Below are 15848 nucleotides of genomic sequence, written 5' to 3' on the forward strand. Positions count from 1 at the left end.
CGGGCATGACGGCCATGAGAACCGAAACGAGCAACGAGACAAGGCTGCGCGAGGATATCTGCCGCTTCGGACGGTCCCTGTTCGAGCGCGGGCTGACGCCCGGCTCCTCCGGCAATATCAGCGTTCGGCTGGACGGCGGCGGCTGGCTGGTGACGCCGACCAATGCCTCGCTCGGTTTCCTCGATCCTGCGAGGCTGTCGCGGCTCGACGAGCAGGGCCGGCTGGTGTCGGGCGGTGCCCCGACCAAGGAAGTTCCGCTGCACACCGCGCTCTATGACACGCGCGGCAGTGCACGCGCCATCGTGCATCTGCATTCGACACACTCGGTCGCGCTCTCGATGCTGCCCGAGATTGACCCGCGCGCCGCGCTGCCGCCGATGACGGCCTATTATCTGATGAAATGCGGCGCCACCGCGCTCGTGCCGTACTACCGCCCCGGCGATCCCGCGGTCGCCGATGCGATCAAGGGCCTGGCGGGGAAATATTCATCGGTGCTGCTCGCCAATCACGGCCCGGTCGTTGCCGGCGACACGCTGGAAGCCGCGGTGTTCGCGACGGAGGAGCTGGAGGAAACGGCGAAGTTGTATCTGCTGCTGCGCGGGATGAACCCGCGTTATCTGTCGCCGGAGCAGGTGACGGATCTGGTGAAGGTGTTCGGAGTGACGCTGCCGGAGCATGGGCACGACGATTGAGCCCCGCTCTAACCTCGTCATAGCGCAACGAGGCAAGAATCCCTCGCGGAAAGACTCTGGATTGCTTTGCTACGCTCGCAATGACGCAGGGTGTGGCGACGGAGTAGCCCGCATGAGCGGAGCGATATGCGGGACCAGCGGACCGGAATTGATTTGCATTGCCGGGATCGCGAGCACATGATCCCCCTGTAATTGACTGAAGGAGTTGTTTCATCGATCGCTGGGAGAATTGTCATGGATTTCAAAGTATCCTGCGCCTTCCTCTCTGCCGCCTGCTTTATTGTCTTGTCACTTTCCGCAAACGCCCAGACGTCCGGGCGCGGCGGCGTCCCCGATCTCAAGGTCGATGCCAACTGCAAGGCAACTCAGGAGATCGACAAGTCGCTGACCGAGCCGCAGTCCTACGAGGCCTGCATGAGCGACGAGCAGACCGCACAGCAACAGCTCGGGTCCATCTGGACGACAACGCCGGAGACAATTCGCATCCAATGCTACACCGAGGCCTCCGCCGGTGGCATCGAAAGCTATGTCGACCTGCTCTCTTGCATTCAGATGAATGGCTTCGGGCAACCCTCGGCACCCGCGCCGACGCTGCGCGGCGCAAGCAAGAACCGGAACAAGAAACAATCAGGATAGGGATCGTAGCGAGCGGCTACAGCCCCAGATACGCCTTCCTCACATCCGGATTGCCCCTGATCTCCGCCGCGGGGCCCTGCATCAGCACGCGGCCGGTTTGCAGGATGTAGGCGCGGTCGGCAATCTCCAGACACTCGGCCATGCGCTGCTCGACGATCAGCACGGTCATGCCGGCATCGCGGATGCGCTTCACGGCCTGAAAAATCTCGTCGACCAGCTTCGGCATGATGCCCTGCGAGGGCTCGTCCAGCATCAACAGACGCGGGCGCGTCATCAACGCGCGGCCGATCGCGAGCATCTGCTGCTCGCCGCCGGAGAGGGTTTCGGCACGCTGCTCCAGGCGCTCGGCCAGGCGGGGAAACAGCTGGAAGACGAGATCGAGCGGTCCCTCGCGGTTCGCGTCACCGCGGTAGAGATAGCTGCCGAGACGCAGATTGTCGCGCACCGAAAGGCGCGGGAACAGACGGCGATTCTCCGGCACGTAGGCAATGCCGGTCGCGGTGATGTGGTGCTGCGCCATGCCGTCGAGGCGCTTGCCGTCGAAGGTCACCGTGCCCGAGCGCGGACGCTCGGCGCCGGCGATGGATTTGAGCAGCGTCGATTTGCCCGCGCCATTGGCGCCGGCAACGCAGACGATCTCACCCTTCTGAACCTCGATCGAGATCGCGGAGATCGCGACCAGGCCCTGATAGGCGGTCGTGACTTCACGCACCGACAGCATGACGATCTCCCAGATATGCGCTGATCACCTTGGGATCGCGAACGACATCGGCGGGCTTGCCCTCGACCAGCACCTTGCCGAGATCGAGCACGATGGCGCGGTCGACCAAGGGCATCACGATCTCCATGACATGCTCGACCATCAACACGGTGATGCCGGCATCGCGCACCTTGCGCACCAGCGCGACACCGGTCTGCGCCTCGGTCGGCGTCAGGCCGGTGAGGACTTCGTCGAGCAGCAGCAGCTTCGGCTCGGTCGCGAGCGCACGGGCGACTTCGAGACGGCGCTTCTCGGCCGGCACGAGGTCGCTGGCAAGCACGTCGGCGCGCGCAGCGAGGCCGGTGAACTCCAAGACCTCATGCGCCTTGCGACGGGCTTCGCGCATCACGGTGTTGCGCACCAGCGCGCCGACGATGACGTTGTCGATCACCGTCATGGTCTCAAAACTCTTGACCACCTGGAAGGTGCGGCCGACACCGCGCTGGCAGCGTTCGGCCGCCGGCATGTGGGTGACGTCCTCGCCGTCGAATAGAATCGAGCCCTGCGTCGGCGGCAGCACCCCGGCGATGAGATTGAACAGCGTCGACTTGCCCGCGCCGTTCGGGCCGATCAGGCCGACGATCTCGCCGCGGCCGACCGAGATCGAGACGTCGCTGTTGGCGACGAGGCCGCCGAACCGCTGCCAGACGCCGCGGGTTTCAAGAAGCGCGGTCATCGTGCGGCCCCCCTCTTCTTCGGGCGAGAGAACAGGCTGAGCAGCCCCCGCGGCAAGGCCAGCGAGATCAGGACGATCAGCGTGCCGTAGACGATGAGGTCGACGCCGCGCCCGGAGCCACCGAACTTGAAGCGGGTCAGCTCCGTCAGCGGGATCAGAATGGCGGCGCCGAGCACCGGCCCCCACAGGGTGCCGATGCCACCGAGCACGGCGGGCAGCGCCATCAAGAGCGAGAACTGGAAGCCCATGACGCTTTCAGGATCGATGTAGGAGACGAACTGGGCGTAGAAGCTGCCACCCACGGCGACCAGGAAGGCGGAGACGGCGGCCGCGCCCATCTTGGAATTGAACACGTCGACACCGAGGCTCTCGGCCGCGTCCGGATTGTCCTTCACCGCACGCCACCAGAATCCCCATTTGGAGTTCTCCAGCCACCAGGTGACGAACCAGGCAAGGCAGCACAGCGCCAGCGCGAAATAGAAGTATGGCAGCTTGGTGCGCAGGAACTGGAATTTCAGCCAGCTGTCGCCGCGGATTGGAATGGTGATGCCCATCGCAGCGCCGGCCCATTCCCAGTTGTGGAACAGAAGCAAGCCGATCTCGGCGATGACGATGGTGGCGATCACGAAGTAATGGCCGCGCAGGCGGAAGAAGGGATAACCGAGCCCCATCGCGATCAGGGCCGACACCACGCCGCCCGCCAGCATGCCGAACCAGGGCAGCACGCCGAACTTCGTGAACAGCAGCTCGGTGGTGTAGGCACCCAGGCCGAAATACAGCGCGTGCCCGAGCGAGATCTGCCCGCAATAGCCGGACAGGATGTTCCAGCTCTGCGACAGGCCCGCATACATCAGCGTCAGGATCAGGATGTTCTGGACGACGACGTCCTTCACGAACAACGGCGTCAGCGCGGCAATCACGGCGAGCACCGCGGCGATGATGAGGTCGCGGCGACGCCGCGCTGCAAAATCCTTGTCCATCAGATCGATCCGAACAGGCCGCGCGGCCGGATGAAGACGACCAGCAGATAGACCGCGTAGATGCCGACCGATTTCAGCGAGGGCGGCAGCACCAGCGCGGTGGTCGCTTCGACCAGGCCGACGATGATGCCGCCCGCAAAGGCGCCGAACACGCTGCCGAAGCCGCCGAGCGCCACCGTGACGTAGGCGATCAGCGCAAAGGACGCGCCGACATCGGGATAGATATAGAAGAAGCTTGCCATGATCGCTCCGGCGAGACCGACCAGCGCGGCACCAAGGCCCCAGCCGAACGCGAACACGCGGTTCTTGTCGATGCCGACCAGCGCGACCGCTCCGGGATCTTCGCGGGTGGCTTCCAGCGCGCGGCCGAAATCCGTGCGATGGATGAAGAAGTAGAGGCCGGCAAAGGCGAGGATCGAGACCAGCGCGCCGACCAGCTGCGGCTCCGGCAGGAAGATGCCGGCGACCGAGATGGTTTTGCCGCCGAGCCAGGATTGCGGAATGCTGCGATAATCAGGCGTGAAGAAGAACTGCGCCAGACCCCGCATCACGATGGCAAGGCCGAAGGTGGTGAAGATCTGCACCATGCCGGCGTTGGCCTTGGCCCGCATGGCGAAGCGTACAATGAGCAAGTAGACCACCGCTCCGAAGATGAAGAGCGCCGCGGCGACCAACGGCGCCGACAGCAAGGGGTCGATCGCGAAGAACGCGAACAGGAAGAAGGACAGGTACATCGCGATCATCAGGAACTCGCCATGGGCGAAGTTCGTGACGTCCATCAGGCCGAAGATCAGCGCGAGGCCGACCGCGATCAGTCCGTACAGCAGGCCCATCAGAAGGCCGCTGGCAAGACTCTGGATAATGGCTTGGGCTGTCAAAAGTCTGTCCCCCGAAATAGATCCTCATCCCGAGGAGCGCACAGGCGCGCGTCTCGAAGGATGGCCCAGCCCTCGTCCTTCGAGACGCGGGCTGCGCCCGCTTCTCAGGATGAGGGCGGGAGCTGTATCTGAGCTCCCGCGTCCCAGTCTTACTTCATCGGCCAGACCGCCTCGGCGATCGCGGCCTGCGGCGGGAAGATGGTGACGAACTTGCCGCCGATATACTGCAGCAGCACCGGGTCGGCGTCGTTATTCTGGCCCATCTCGTCGAACTTGACGCGCTTCCAGGGCATGATGGTCTGCTCGCCCGGGATGTCAGTCGCTGCCAGCGCATCACGGATCTTCTCGCCGTCGGTCGACTTGGCGCGGCTGATGGCGTCGGCGAGAATGATCAGGCCCATGAACTGGCGCGAGGTGAGGTCGTTGAAGTCCTTGCCCGACCGCGTCTTGAACATCTCGTTGATCTTGCCGACCATCGGGCGCTTCTGCACGAGATCGAGCGAGAAGGTGCCGCGCGAAATCACGCCTTCGAGCTTGTCGCCGACGGCATCATAGAGCGCCTTCTCGGAGAAGCCGGCGTCCTGCGCCACGATCGCGTTCGGCTTGTAGCCGAGCTCGGCCATGGTCTTGACCAGCAGAATGCCGTCGGTGGTATAGCTCGAGGGCATCAGCACGTCGGCATTCGCGGATTTGAGCTGCTGCACCTCGGCCGAGAGCGAGGGCGAGTTGGCGCGATACTTGATGTCGGTGACGATCTTGTAGGCGCGCTCGCCGGCGATCTTGGCCTGGGCGTTGCCGGAATCGGTGCCGAAGATCGTGTCCTCGTGAAACAGCGACAGCGTCTCGATCTTGGTGCCCTTCTTCTTCATGGCGTCGAAGAAGTCGAACATCGCGGCCGAATACATTTCGTCATGCGGCGCGGCACGGAAATAATACTTCAGACCGCGGCGGTGCAAGCTGGGCGAGGAGTTGTCGGCGGACACGAACGGGACCTGGTAGCGTTCGCAGATCTGGCTGACGGTGACGGCGACCGCGCTCTGATAGGTACCGATGATGGCGGAGACCTTTTCCTGCGTGATCAGGCGCTCGGCTTCGGCGCGGCCCTTCTGCGGATCGGCCTGGTGATCGGCGAACACGAGGCGGACCTTGGCGCCGCCGAGGCCCGGCAGGCCCTCGCCCTTCGCCAGCGGCAGGTCGAAATCGGTGTCCTTGTTGATGACCTCGAGCGCGGTCTCATAGGCCTTCTGCGCATCGACGCCTTGCTGCGCGCTGCCGCCGGAGAACGGATAGATGACGCCGATCACGACTTCCGAAGTCTGTGCGCGCGCCGCGAGCGGCACCAGTGCGGCAGTCGCGGTGGCTCCCAACAATACGTCGCGGCGAGTGATCGTCATGGCAAAGTCCCCTGTTACTGTATTTCGGCTGATCGAATGAAGCGATTGATGGATGCGGTAAAGCCCGAAGAAGCAGCAAGCGCTGCCCACTAAATCACGGCCATGGTCCTGTTCTTGAGATCCGTCACCAGCATCAGCCCGGGCGAATGCGTGATCGCGAACGGGAGCTTGGCGGCGTTGATCACCGATTGCGGCGTCACGCCGCAGGCCCAGAACACCGGGATCTCGTCGGCGGCAACCGGCACCGGATCGCCGTAGTCCGGCTTGGCGATGTCCTTGATGCCGATCAGATGCGGATGGCCGAGATGGACGGGCGCGCCGTGCACGGCGGGATAACGCGAGGTGATCTGCACCGCGCGGATCGCATCCGCCGGCTTGAACGGACGCATCGACACCACCATGGGACCGGCGAACGGACCGGCCTCGCCACAGGCGATGTTGGTACGATACATCGGCACGCGCACATTGCGCTCGATGTGCCGGATCGGCATGCCCTCGTCGAGCAAGGCTTCTTCGAACGAGAAGGAGCAGCCGAGCACGAAGGTCACGAGATCGTCGCGCCAGTAGCTGGTCACATCGGTCGGCTCGTCGACGACCTCGCCATCGCGCCAGACGCGGTAGCGCGGCACGTCGGTGCGGATGTCGAGATCGGCGCCGAGCGAAGGGATGTGCGGACTGCCGACATCGGACATGCCGATGATCGGGCACGGCTTCGGATTGAGCTGGCAAAAGCGATGAAAGGCGCTGGCATATTCCGCCGGCAGGATCGCCAGATTGCCCTGGACGAAGCCGGGGGCGACGCCGGCGGTGGAGGCGACCAGCCCTTGCCGGTAGGCAAGCCGCGCCTTGCGGCTCGGGAGGGCGTCGGGCGTTTCAGTTTGCTGCACTGCCACCAAAACAGTCATGTAATCGACCTGCCTATAAACTCGACAAAGACAGCCAACACCAAGCGTGCTATAAAGTCTAATCGTCCTTTCTAATCGATATCGATAAATCCATTTTATCGACGAGGAAAATCCTTTCAATGCTGGACTTCAGGTCGATCGAGACTTTTCTCTGGGTCGTAAAGCTCGGCAGCTTCCGCGGCGCTGCAGCACGGCTCAATACGACCCAGCCGGCGATCTCCCAGCGCATCGCCCAGCTCGAGCGCGAGATGGGCGTCAAGCTCCTCAACCGCGACCACCGCGTCGCCTCGCCGACGCCGAGCGGCCGGCAGATGATGGTCTATGCGGAGAAGCTGATCGGCCTGCGCGCGCAGATGATGGCGGAGATCGGCGACCGTTCGGCGATGCGGGGCGTGATGCGGCTCGGCGTCGCCGAGACCATCGTGCACACCTGGCTGCCGCGCCTCGTGAAGAGCGTGAACCAGGTCTATCCGAACCTGTCGCTCGAGATCGAGGTCGACATCACGCCCAACCTCACCGCGCGCCTGCTCGCGCAGGAGATCGAGCTTGCCTTCGTGGTTGGACCGCTGTCGGCGTCCGGCGTGCACAATCGCGTGCTCGCCGATTATCCGATCGGCTTCCTCGCAAGCCCTTCGCTCGGCCTCGGCAAAGGCCGGGTGACACCGGCGGAGCTTGCGCGGTTTCCGATCATCACCTTCCCGCGCAAGACCAAGCCTTACGAGGTCGTGCGCGAGGTATTCGACCGGCCGGAGCTGCCGCCGATCCGGCTGCACGCATCCGCATCGCTCGCGACCGTCATCCACATGGCGGTCGAAGGCCTCGGCGTCGCCGTGATCCCCGACGCGATCGTCGAGAACGAACTCGCCGACGGGCGGCTGCAACTGCTCGACACCGATCTCGCGATCGCACCGCTGACGTTCACCGCGAGCTGGCTCGCCTCGCCCGACGTCGTCGCCGTGGAGCGCGTCGCTGAGCTTGCACGGCAGATTGCGCAGAGCAGCCTCGCAGTTGACGCGCCCGCGCTGGCGCGTCATTGAAAAAGGCGCCGGATTTCTACTGTCATTCCGGGGCTCGCGCAGCGAGAACCCGGAATCTCGAGATTTCCGGGTTCGGCTCTTCGAGCCGCCCCGGAATGACAGCGATCAATGGAAGAGACGCATGAGCCGAGCCGCCACCAATCTGCAAATCGATTCCGCCCGCCTCTGGGGCTCCATCCACGAGACCGCGCAATTCGGCGCGACGGCCAAAGGCGGCGTGCGGCGGCTGACGCTCAGCAACGAAGACAAGCAGGTGCGCGACTGGTTCCGTAGGGCATGCGAGGATGCCGGTCTCGAAGTGCACACCGACGCACTCGGCTCTCAGTTCGGCCTGCGCAAGGGCCGCGACATGTCGAAGCCGCCCGTCGGCATCGGCTCGCATCTCGATACCCAGCCGACCGGCGGCAAGTATGACGGCATTCTGGGCACGCTTGGCGCGCTGGAAGTGATCCGCACGCTGAACGATGCCGGCATCGAGACCGAAGCACCGATCTGCGTCGTCAACTGGACCAACGAGGAAGGCTCGCGCTTCGCACCCGCGATGATGGCCTCCGCCGCCTATGTCGGCGACTTCACCACCGACGACATTTTGTCGCGCAAGGACGCCGAGGGCACGACCGTCGGCCAGGCGCTGGACAGCATCGGCTATCGCGGCGACAAGCCGGTCGGCTTCCAGAAGCTCGGCTGCTTCGTCGAATTGCACATCGAGCAAGGCCCGATCCTGGAGGCCGAGGGCAAGACCATCGGCGTGGTCGATTCCGGTCAGGGCGTGCTGTGGTACGACGGCAAGATTTCCGGCTTCGAGAGCCATGCCGGATCGACGCCGATGCCGCTGCGGCGCGACGCGCTGGCGACGCTGTCGGAGATCGTGCTGGCGATGGAGTCCATCGCGAAGAAGCACGGACCGAACGCGGTCGGCACCATCGGCGAAGCCGTGATCGCAAACCCCTCGCGCAACGTCATTCCCGGCGAGATCGCCTTCACCATGGATTGCCGCAGCGCGGACGGCGCCATCATGGACGCGCTGGATCGCGATCTGCGCGCCGCGATTGCGGAGATCGCCGCGCGCCGCAGGGTCGAGGTCAAGATCGACCTGGTCTGGCGCAAGCCGCCGACGCATTTCGATCCCAAGCTGATCTCGGCGGTCGAGAACGCGGCAAAGACGCTCGGCTATTCCTCGCGCCGCATCACCTCCGGCGCCGGTCACGACGCCTGCAACCTCAACACGATCATGCCGGCGGCGATGGTGTTCGTGCCCTGCAAGGACGGCATCAGCCACAACGAGTTGGAGGATGCGACGCAGCCGGACTGCACTGCTGGCACCAACGTTCTCATGCATACCGTGCTGGCGATCGCCGGCGTCGCGTCCTGACCGGAGAGAGCCATGCGCGGAGTATTCGTCGACGCCAATGAAGCGCTTGCCGTGATCATGGAACGGCTGGAAAAGCCGGGGGATCCCAAGGTGCGGATCCACCGGGATCCCGACATCAAGCCCGAGCAATATCCTGAAATCCTCGACGGCGCCGAGATCGCGATCGTCGACCACACCGCGCTGCCGACTGAGGTGGCGAAGAAGTGCGCGGGGCTGAAGCACGTCGTGTTCCTCGGCACGGGTGCGCGCAGCTACATGAACCCGGAGGAGCTGGCTGAACTCGGCGTCTCCGTACATCTGATCAAGGGCTACGGGGACACCGCGGTCGCCGAATCCGCGATCGCGCTGATGTGGGCCTCGGCCCGCGTCATCGCCATGATGGATCGCGAAATGCGCGGCGGCAACTGGCTGCGCGAAGACGGCATGCAGCTCACCGGCAAGACGCTCGGCCTGATCGGCTTCGGCGGCATCGCCGCCGAGGTCGCGCGCATTGCGTCCGGCAGCGGCATGAAGGTGATCGCCTGGAATCGCTCGCCTAAGAACCATCCGGGCGTGGAATTCACCGATCTCGACAGCGTGCTGGCAAGGAGCGACGTCGTGTCGCTGCACCTGCTGCTCAACGACGAGACGCGCGGCATGATCACGCGCGAGAAGATCGCAAAAATGAAGCGTGGTGTCATCCTCATCAACACCGCCCGCGCCGCTGTCGTCGACGAGACCGCCATGATCGATGCGCTGAAGTCCGGCCACATCCGCCATGCCGGCCTCGACGTTTTCAACATCGAGCCGCTGCCCGGCGATCATCCGCTCACAAAGCTGCCGAACGTGACGCTGTCGGCGCATTCGGCGTTCCGCACGCCGGAGGCGAGCGAGAACCTGATTGGCGCGGCGTGGGAGCACTGCCGCCGGATCGTGAAAGGATAAGAGCAATAACAATGGCCGACTATCGCACCATCAAGGCAGAGCCGCTCACCAACGCCATCCGCGCCATCGTCAAGGCCGGCGGCTCCTCGGACCGCGAAGCCGAGCTCGTCTCCACCAATCTGGTCGAGGCCAATCTCAAGGGCCACGACTCCCACGGCGTCGGCATGATCCCGCGCTATGTGCAGAGCGTCGTCAATGGCGGCCTCGCTGTGAACTCGCACGTCAAGACCGTGCTCGACACCGGCCCGCTTCTCACCCTCGACGGCGTCACCGGCTACGGTCAGGTGATCGGCCATGAAGCGATGGAGCTGGCAGCCGAACGCGCCAAGCGAAACGGCGTGTGCCTCGTCGGCCTCTCCAATTCGCATCACATCGGTCGCATCGGCCACTGGGCTGAGCAGTGCATCGACCACGGATTGGTCTCGATCCACTTCGTCAACGTCATTTCCCGCCCGATCGTGGCGCCCTGGGGCGGCAGCGATGCGCGCCACGGCACCAACCCGTTCTGCGTCGGCATCCCGCGCGCCGGCAAGGACCCGATCGTGCTCGACTTCGCCACCAGCAGGATCGCGCAGGGCAAGACCCGCGTCGCCCACAACAAGGGCGTCGCGCTGGAGCCAGGCACCATCATCGACAATGAAGGCAAGCCCACCACCAACCCGCGCTACACCGTGATCCCGCCGCATGGCGCGATCCTGCCGTTCGGCGAGCACAAGGGTTCGGGGCTCGCGCTGGTGTGCGAAATCCTCGGCGGCGCGCTCTCCGGCGGACAGGTGGTCAAGGGGCCGTCCGACGGCAAGTACAACGTCCTCAACGGCATGCTCTCGATCGTCATCGACCCGAACAAGCTCGGCACCGGCGAGAACCTGGCGAGCGAAGTCGAAAGCTTCGTCGCCTGGCACACCGGCTCGCCTCCCGGCCCCGGTGTGGAGAAGGTGAAGATCGCCGGCGAGCCTGAGCGCGAGACCAAGAAGAAGCGCCTCGCCGAAGGCATTCCGGTCGATCCGACCACCTGGCAGGAGATTCTCGCAGCCGGCCAGAAGTTCGGGCTGGACCAGGCGGCGATCGAGAAGATCGTGAGCTAACCGGACGCGCATCCTTCGGACTTGCCGCGGCTGAGTGCACTATCGCGCACCCGGGTCTGGACTAAAGCGCATTCATGGAGCGGATTTGAACCGGCCCGTGTCGTCTCGCGACAACGCGGATATCCCGGTCCACATCCGCCCCAGAGGTTCAAATGTTCTCCCGTCTCGCAAAGCTCGTGTCCGGCTCAAACGGGCCGTCGCCTGCAGCTGACTTCTACCTGCAACGGCTCGCGATCTATGAGAGCGAGCTTGGCGAGCCCGAGCACAGCTTCACGGACAGCGCCGAGCGCCGCATCGATATCCACGCCTTTGGCCGCGATTTCGTGCCGGTATGCCAAGAAGGTTCTGATGAAGGCTATGTGCTTCTGACCAACGGCATGAGCCAGCAGCGGATGCATGGGTCACATGGCGACGCCAAGCCGCGTGCCGAGCTGATGTGGTACGTCCGCGAGCCGACCGAGGAGATCTGCGCCAATCTGCGCTGGCTCGCGAATCTGCCATTCATCGACAAGACCTGGTTCGGCTTCGGTCATCGCGTCGCGCTGCCAATGCCGCCGGTTGCGGGCACGTACTTCGAGACGTTTTTGTTTCTGACGCCGATCATCGGCCCCGATAAGGAGATCGCCGAGGCGCTGGAGATCGCGGGCGATCCCGTGGAGGTCCTGACCGTGAACCTGATCTCGCATCAGGAGCTCGCGCTGATCAAGTCCAGAGGGCTTGATCCGTTTCTCGATCTGCTCGATGACAACGACTATCCGCCGATCTTCGATCCGGCGCGGAAGTCGTATGTGTAGGGCGCTCTTCCTTCGCCCCTTGTGGGAGAAGGTGGCGCGAAGCGCCGGATGAGGGGTTCTATCGGCGCGCTGTTCCGTGAATGAAGGCCTGTCTCCGCGGAGACAGACCCCTCACCCGTCTTCGATGCTTCGCATCGAAGCCACCCTCTCCCACAAGGGGAGAGGGTAAAGAGCCTCAATCCACCATATCCGCGACCGCCTTGCCGCAGGCCGAGGTATCGGCATTGCCACCGAGGTCCTTGGTGCGGAGCGTGCGTTCGGCCAGCGTGCGCTCGATCGCCTCGACGATCGATTGGCCGGCTTCCTTCTCGCCGAGATGCTCGAGCATCATGGCGCCCGACCAGATCGCGCCGATCGGGTTGGCGATGCCTTGGCCTGCGATATCAGGCGCCGAGCCGTGCACCGGCTCGAACACCGAGGGGAAATCGCCCTCGGGGTTGATGTTGCCTGACGGCGCGATGCCGATCGTGCCGGTGCAGGCCGGACCGAGGTCGGAGAGGATGTCGCCGAACAAATTGGAGCCGACCACGACATCGAACCAATCCGGATGCAGCACGAAGTTCGCGGTGAGAATGTCGATGTGGTACTTGTCCCACTTCACGCCCGGAAACTTCTTGGCCATCGCCTCCACGCGCTCGTCCCAATAGGGCATGGTGATGGAGATGCCGTTGGACTTGGTCGCGGACGTCAAATGCTTCTTCGGCCGCGACTGCGCGAGCTCGAAGGCGAACTTCAGGATACGGTCGACGCCGGTGCGGGTCATCACCGTCTGCTGGGTGACGAACTCGCGGTCGGTGTCGGGGAACATGCGGCCACCGACGGAGGAATATTCACCTTCCGTGTTCTCGCGCACCACCCAGAAATCGATATCGCCGGGCTTGCGGCCCGCCAGCGGCGACGGCACGCCGGGCATCAGCCGCACCGGGCGCAGGTTCACATACTGGTCGAACTCCCTGCGGAATTTGATCAGCGAGCCCCACAGCGAGACGTGGTCCGGAATCTTGGCCGGCCAGCCGACCGCCCCGAAATAGATCGCGTCGTGCTTGCCGATCTTGTCCTTCCAGTCATCGGGCATCATCTGGCCGTGCTTCTCGTAATAGTCCCACGACGAGAAGTCGAAATGGTCGAAATGCAGGGAGACCCCGTGCTTCTTCGCCGCCGCCTCCAGGACGCGCAGGCCCTCCGGCATCACTTCCTTGCCGATGCCGTCGCCGGGAATGACCGCGATCCGGTATTGTTTCTTGCTCATCGAGAACGTCCTTGGTTGGTCCGGCAGTCGCCGCCTTTTGACCGCATTGCAATGGACCAAACGCAGCGGCAGTGCAACGCTGCACTGCAATGTTGACCATGGCGCGGCCAAGCGCCTACTGATCTCATCCAGTTCCCACCGAGCGAGTAACCTCATGGATCTGCATCTGCGTGGCAAGCGCGTCCTGATCACGGGCGCGTCCAAGGGCATTGGCGCCGCCGCTGCCGAAGCGTTTGCCGAGGAAGGCGCGCACCTCCTGCTCGCCGCCCGCAACGGCGACCAGCTCAAGGCGCTGGCCGAGCGCCTGCGTTCCGCCCACCAGATCGATGCCGCAACGAGCATCGTCGATCTTCGCAAGGCCGAGGATCTGGCGCGACTCGTGAAGGAAGCGGCCGACATCGACGTGCTGGTCAACAATGCGGGCGACATCCCCGGCGGCTCGATCGACAAGATCGACGAGGCGACCTGGCGTCACGCCTGGGAATTGAAGGTGTTCGGCTATATCAACCTGACGCGGCAGATCTACGCGCAGATGAAGGCGAAGGGTGGCGGCGTCATCGTCAACGACATCGGGGCGGCCGGCGAAAAGTTTGACGCGAACTACATCTGCGGCAGCGCCGGCAATGCCGCGCTGATGGCCTTCACCCGCGCGCTCGGCGGAAAAAGTCTCGCCGACAACGTCCGCGTGGTCGGCATCAATCCCGGCCCCGTCGGCACCGATCGCCACGTCACCCTGCTGAAGACGCGGGCAAAGCACCAGTTCGGCGACGAGAGCCGGTACAAGGAATTCCAGAAGAGCCTGCCGCTCGGGCGCCCTGCGCATGCGCGCGAGATCGGCGATCTCATGGCGTTCCTGGCATCGGACCGCGCCGGGTATACGTCGGGCGTGATCTACACCGTGGATGGCGGCATCAGCGCTGGCTGGGGCTAATTGCCGGGATGTTTTAGGCACCGTCGTTCCGGGGCGATGCGAAGCATCGAACTACGGTGCGCCCCGGAATGACAATCAAGAGGTAGGAGTAAAGTAATTGTCTCAAGACCTGATCCGTGAAACCGCCTGCGCCGTCGTCGACAAGCTGCGGTCCGGCGATGTCTCGCCGCTCGAGCTGCTGGATGTCGTGGAGAAGCGCATCAGTGAGGTCGACGGCAAGGTGAACGCGCTGCCGACCCTGTGTTTCGAGCGCGCGCGGGACAGCGCCAAGGCGCTGATGCGGAAACCCGCCGGCGCGCGGGGGCTGCTCGCGGGCCTGCCGGTGCCGATCAAGGATCTGACCGACGTTGCAGGCGTGTTAAATACGCAGGGCTCGCCGATCTTCAAGGACAACATCCCCGCCAAGTCCGACCTCATGGTCGAGAACCTCGAGGCCAACGGCGCGGTCGTCTACGCCAAATCCAACACGCCGGAATTCGGCGCCGGCGCCAACACTTTCAACGAGGTGTTCGGCGCGACCCTCAATCCCTGGGATACTTCAAAATCCGCGGCGGGCTCTTCCGGTGGCGCGGCCGTGGCGCTGGCCACCGGTATGGCCTGGCTGGCGCAGGGCTCCGACATGGGCGGCAGCTTGCGCAGCCCCGCGGCTTTCTGCGGCGTCGTCGGCATGCGCCCGAGCATCGGCCGCGTCGCGCATACCCCCAAATCCGGCATCGATCGCAATCTCGGCGTGGTCGGCCCGATGGCGCGTAACGTCGAGGATCTCGCGCTGCTGCTGGATGCGATGAGCGGCGACTACGCGGACGATCCGCTGTCGCTGCCGGCGCCCACGACCTCGTTCCTGTCGGCGGCTCAGGCCGGCAAGAAGCCGAAGCGCATCGCCTATTCGCCCGATCTCGGCATCACGCCCGTCGATCCCGAGGTGAAGGCGATCACGCGCAAGGCGGCGGAGCGCTTTGCCGAGGCCGGCGCCATCGTCGAGGAGGCGCATCCGGACTGGCGCGAGGCGCATGAATGCTTCCACGTGCTGCGCGCCTTCGATTTCGCGATCACCAAGGCCAATCTGCTGCGCACCAAGCGCGACCTGCTCAAGCCCGAGGTGATCTGGAACATCGAGGAAGGCCTCAAGCTAACGGTCGAGCAGCTCGAACGCGCCGAGGCCCAGCGCGTCGGCATGACGGCGCGGGCGGTCGAATTCTTCAAGACCTACGATTTGTTGCTGACACCCACCACGATCGTGCCGCCCTTCCCGATCGAGCACCGCTATGTCGCCGAATGCGCCGGCAAGCGGTTCGACAATTACGTCGAGTGGCTCGGCATCGTCTACGCCATCACGCTCGCCTGCTGCCCCTCGCTGTCGCTGCCGTGCGGCTTCACGGCGTCGGGCCTGCCGGTCGGCGTGCAGGTCGTCGGCGCACCAAGGGGCGATGCGCAGGTGCTCGCGGGCGCGAAGGTGCTGGAGGATATTCTGGGCCTGCGCAACACGACGCCGATCGATCCGAAGGTGCGGAAGTAATCCCACTCTACACCGCGCG

At 64.4% G+C, this 15848-nt stretch carries 16 protein-coding genes; 9 read left to right on the forward strand and 7 right to left on the reverse strand.

What is annotated here, in order from left to right; all coding sequences use genetic code 11:
- Window positions 1-5 precede the first annotated feature (5 nt).
- Together otnC and CV770_RS28075 are read left to right on the forward strand one after the other, a co-directional pair.
- Window positions 6-692, forward strand: a complete 687-nt coding sequence (gene otnC / locus CV770_RS28070) for a 3-oxo-tetronate 4-phosphate decarboxylase (protein ID WP_201760077.1) — start codon at window positions 6-8, stop codon at window positions 690-692.
- Between the two features lie 234 nt (window positions 693-926).
- Entirely contained in the window at window positions 927-1328 is a 402-nt protein-coding gene (locus tag CV770_RS28075) for a hypothetical protein (protein WP_104464686.1), read from the forward strand.
- Window positions 1329-1344: 16 nt separating this feature from the next.
- Here the strand turns inward: CV770_RS28075 and CV770_RS28080 are convergent, their stop codons facing one another.
- The 6 genes from CV770_RS28080 to CV770_RS28105 form a co-directional block, all read right to left on the reverse strand.
- Window positions 1345-2049, reverse strand: a complete 705-nt coding sequence (locus CV770_RS28080) for an ABC transporter ATP-binding protein (RefSeq protein ID WP_028143388.1) — start codon at window positions 2047-2049, stop codon at window positions 1345-1347.
- The gene (locus CV770_RS28085) at window positions 2033-2764 is read right to left on the reverse strand and encodes an ABC transporter ATP-binding protein (RefSeq protein WP_018315620.1); all 732 of its coding nucleotides are present in this window, start codon (window positions 2762-2764) and stop codon (window positions 2033-2035) included. The genes CV770_RS28080 and CV770_RS28085 overlap by 17 nt, the downstream gene beginning before the upstream one ends.
- A complete protein-coding gene (locus CV770_RS28090; RefSeq protein ID WP_104464687.1) occupies window positions 2761-3744 on the reverse strand; it encodes a branched-chain amino acid ABC transporter permease in 984 nt (327 codons plus the stop codon). The genes CV770_RS28085 and CV770_RS28090 overlap by 4 nt, the downstream gene beginning before the upstream one ends.
- Window positions 3744-4577 (reverse strand): branched-chain amino acid ABC transporter permease, encoded by an 834-nt coding sequence (locus CV770_RS28095; RefSeq protein ID WP_240536472.1) that lies wholly within the window; start codon window positions 4575-4577, stop codon window positions 3744-3746. The genes CV770_RS28090 and CV770_RS28095 overlap by 1 nt, the downstream gene beginning before the upstream one ends.
- Window positions 4578-4771: 194 nt before the next feature.
- Window positions 4772-6016: an ABC transporter substrate-binding protein gene (locus tag CV770_RS28100; RefSeq protein ID WP_201760078.1), complete on the reverse strand. Its 1245-nt coding sequence runs from the start codon at window positions 6014-6016 to the stop codon at window positions 4772-4774.
- Between the two features lie 89 nt (window positions 6017-6105).
- Entirely contained in the window at window positions 6106-6921 is an 816-nt protein-coding gene (locus CV770_RS28105) for a putative hydro-lyase (protein WP_091953538.1), read from the reverse strand.
- A gap of 119 nt (window positions 6922-7040) precedes the next feature.
- On the opposite strand from CV770_RS28105, the gene CV770_RS28110 reads away from it, so the two are divergent.
- From CV770_RS28110 to CV770_RS28130, 5 genes are all read left to right on the forward strand, one after another.
- Window positions 7041-7958 carry a LysR family transcriptional regulator gene (locus tag CV770_RS28110; protein WP_018315615.1) on the forward strand — a complete coding sequence of 306 codons (918 nt, stop codon included), beginning with the start codon at window positions 7041-7043 and terminating at the stop codon, window positions 7956-7958.
- 121 nt (window positions 7959-8079) lie between these two features.
- The gene (locus CV770_RS28115; RefSeq protein ID WP_091953541.1) at window positions 8080-9330 is read left to right on the forward strand and encodes a Zn-dependent hydrolase; all 1251 of its coding nucleotides are present in this window, start codon (window positions 8080-8082) and stop codon (window positions 9328-9330) included.
- A 12-nt stretch (window positions 9331-9342) separates the two neighbouring features.
- The gene (locus CV770_RS28120) at window positions 9343-10254 is read left to right on the forward strand and encodes an NAD(P)-dependent oxidoreductase (RefSeq protein WP_091953544.1); all 912 of its coding nucleotides are present in this window, start codon (window positions 9343-9345) and stop codon (window positions 10252-10254) included.
- An 11-nt stretch (window positions 10255-10265) separates the two neighbouring features.
- Window positions 10266-11339: a malate/lactate/ureidoglycolate dehydrogenase gene (locus CV770_RS28125; protein ID WP_104464689.1), complete on the forward strand. Its 1074-nt coding sequence runs from the start codon at window positions 10266-10268 to the stop codon at window positions 11337-11339.
- Between the two features lie 152 nt (window positions 11340-11491).
- Window positions 11492-12133, forward strand: a complete 642-nt coding sequence (locus CV770_RS28130; RefSeq protein ID WP_104464690.1) for a suppressor of fused domain protein — start codon at window positions 11492-11494, stop codon at window positions 12131-12133.
- 175 nt (window positions 12134-12308) lie between these two features.
- Here the strand turns inward: CV770_RS28130 and CV770_RS28135 are convergent, their stop codons facing one another.
- Window positions 12309-13382, reverse strand: coding sequence for a tartrate dehydrogenase (locus CV770_RS28135; RefSeq protein WP_104464691.1), 1074 nt, complete (start codon window positions 13380-13382; stop codon window positions 12309-12311).
- A gap of 154 nt (window positions 13383-13536) precedes the next feature.
- Between CV770_RS28135 and CV770_RS28140 the strand changes: the two genes are divergently transcribed.
- Together CV770_RS28140 and CV770_RS28145 are read left to right on the forward strand one after the other, a co-directional pair.
- A complete protein-coding gene (locus tag CV770_RS28140) occupies window positions 13537-14313 on the forward strand; it encodes an SDR family oxidoreductase (protein WP_104464692.1) in 777 nt (258 codons plus the stop codon).
- 97 nt (window positions 14314-14410) lie between these two features.
- Window positions 14411-15829, forward strand: coding sequence for an amidase (locus CV770_RS28145; protein WP_104464693.1), 1419 nt, complete (start codon window positions 14411-14413; stop codon window positions 15827-15829).
- The last annotated feature ends 19 nt before the right edge of the window (window positions 15830-15848 follow it).

The sequence above is a fragment of the Bradyrhizobium sp. AC87j1 genome (genome assembly GCF_002936975.1).
GTDB classification, from domain to species: domain Bacteria; phylum Pseudomonadota; class Alphaproteobacteria; order Rhizobiales; family Xanthobacteraceae; genus Bradyrhizobium; species Bradyrhizobium shewense.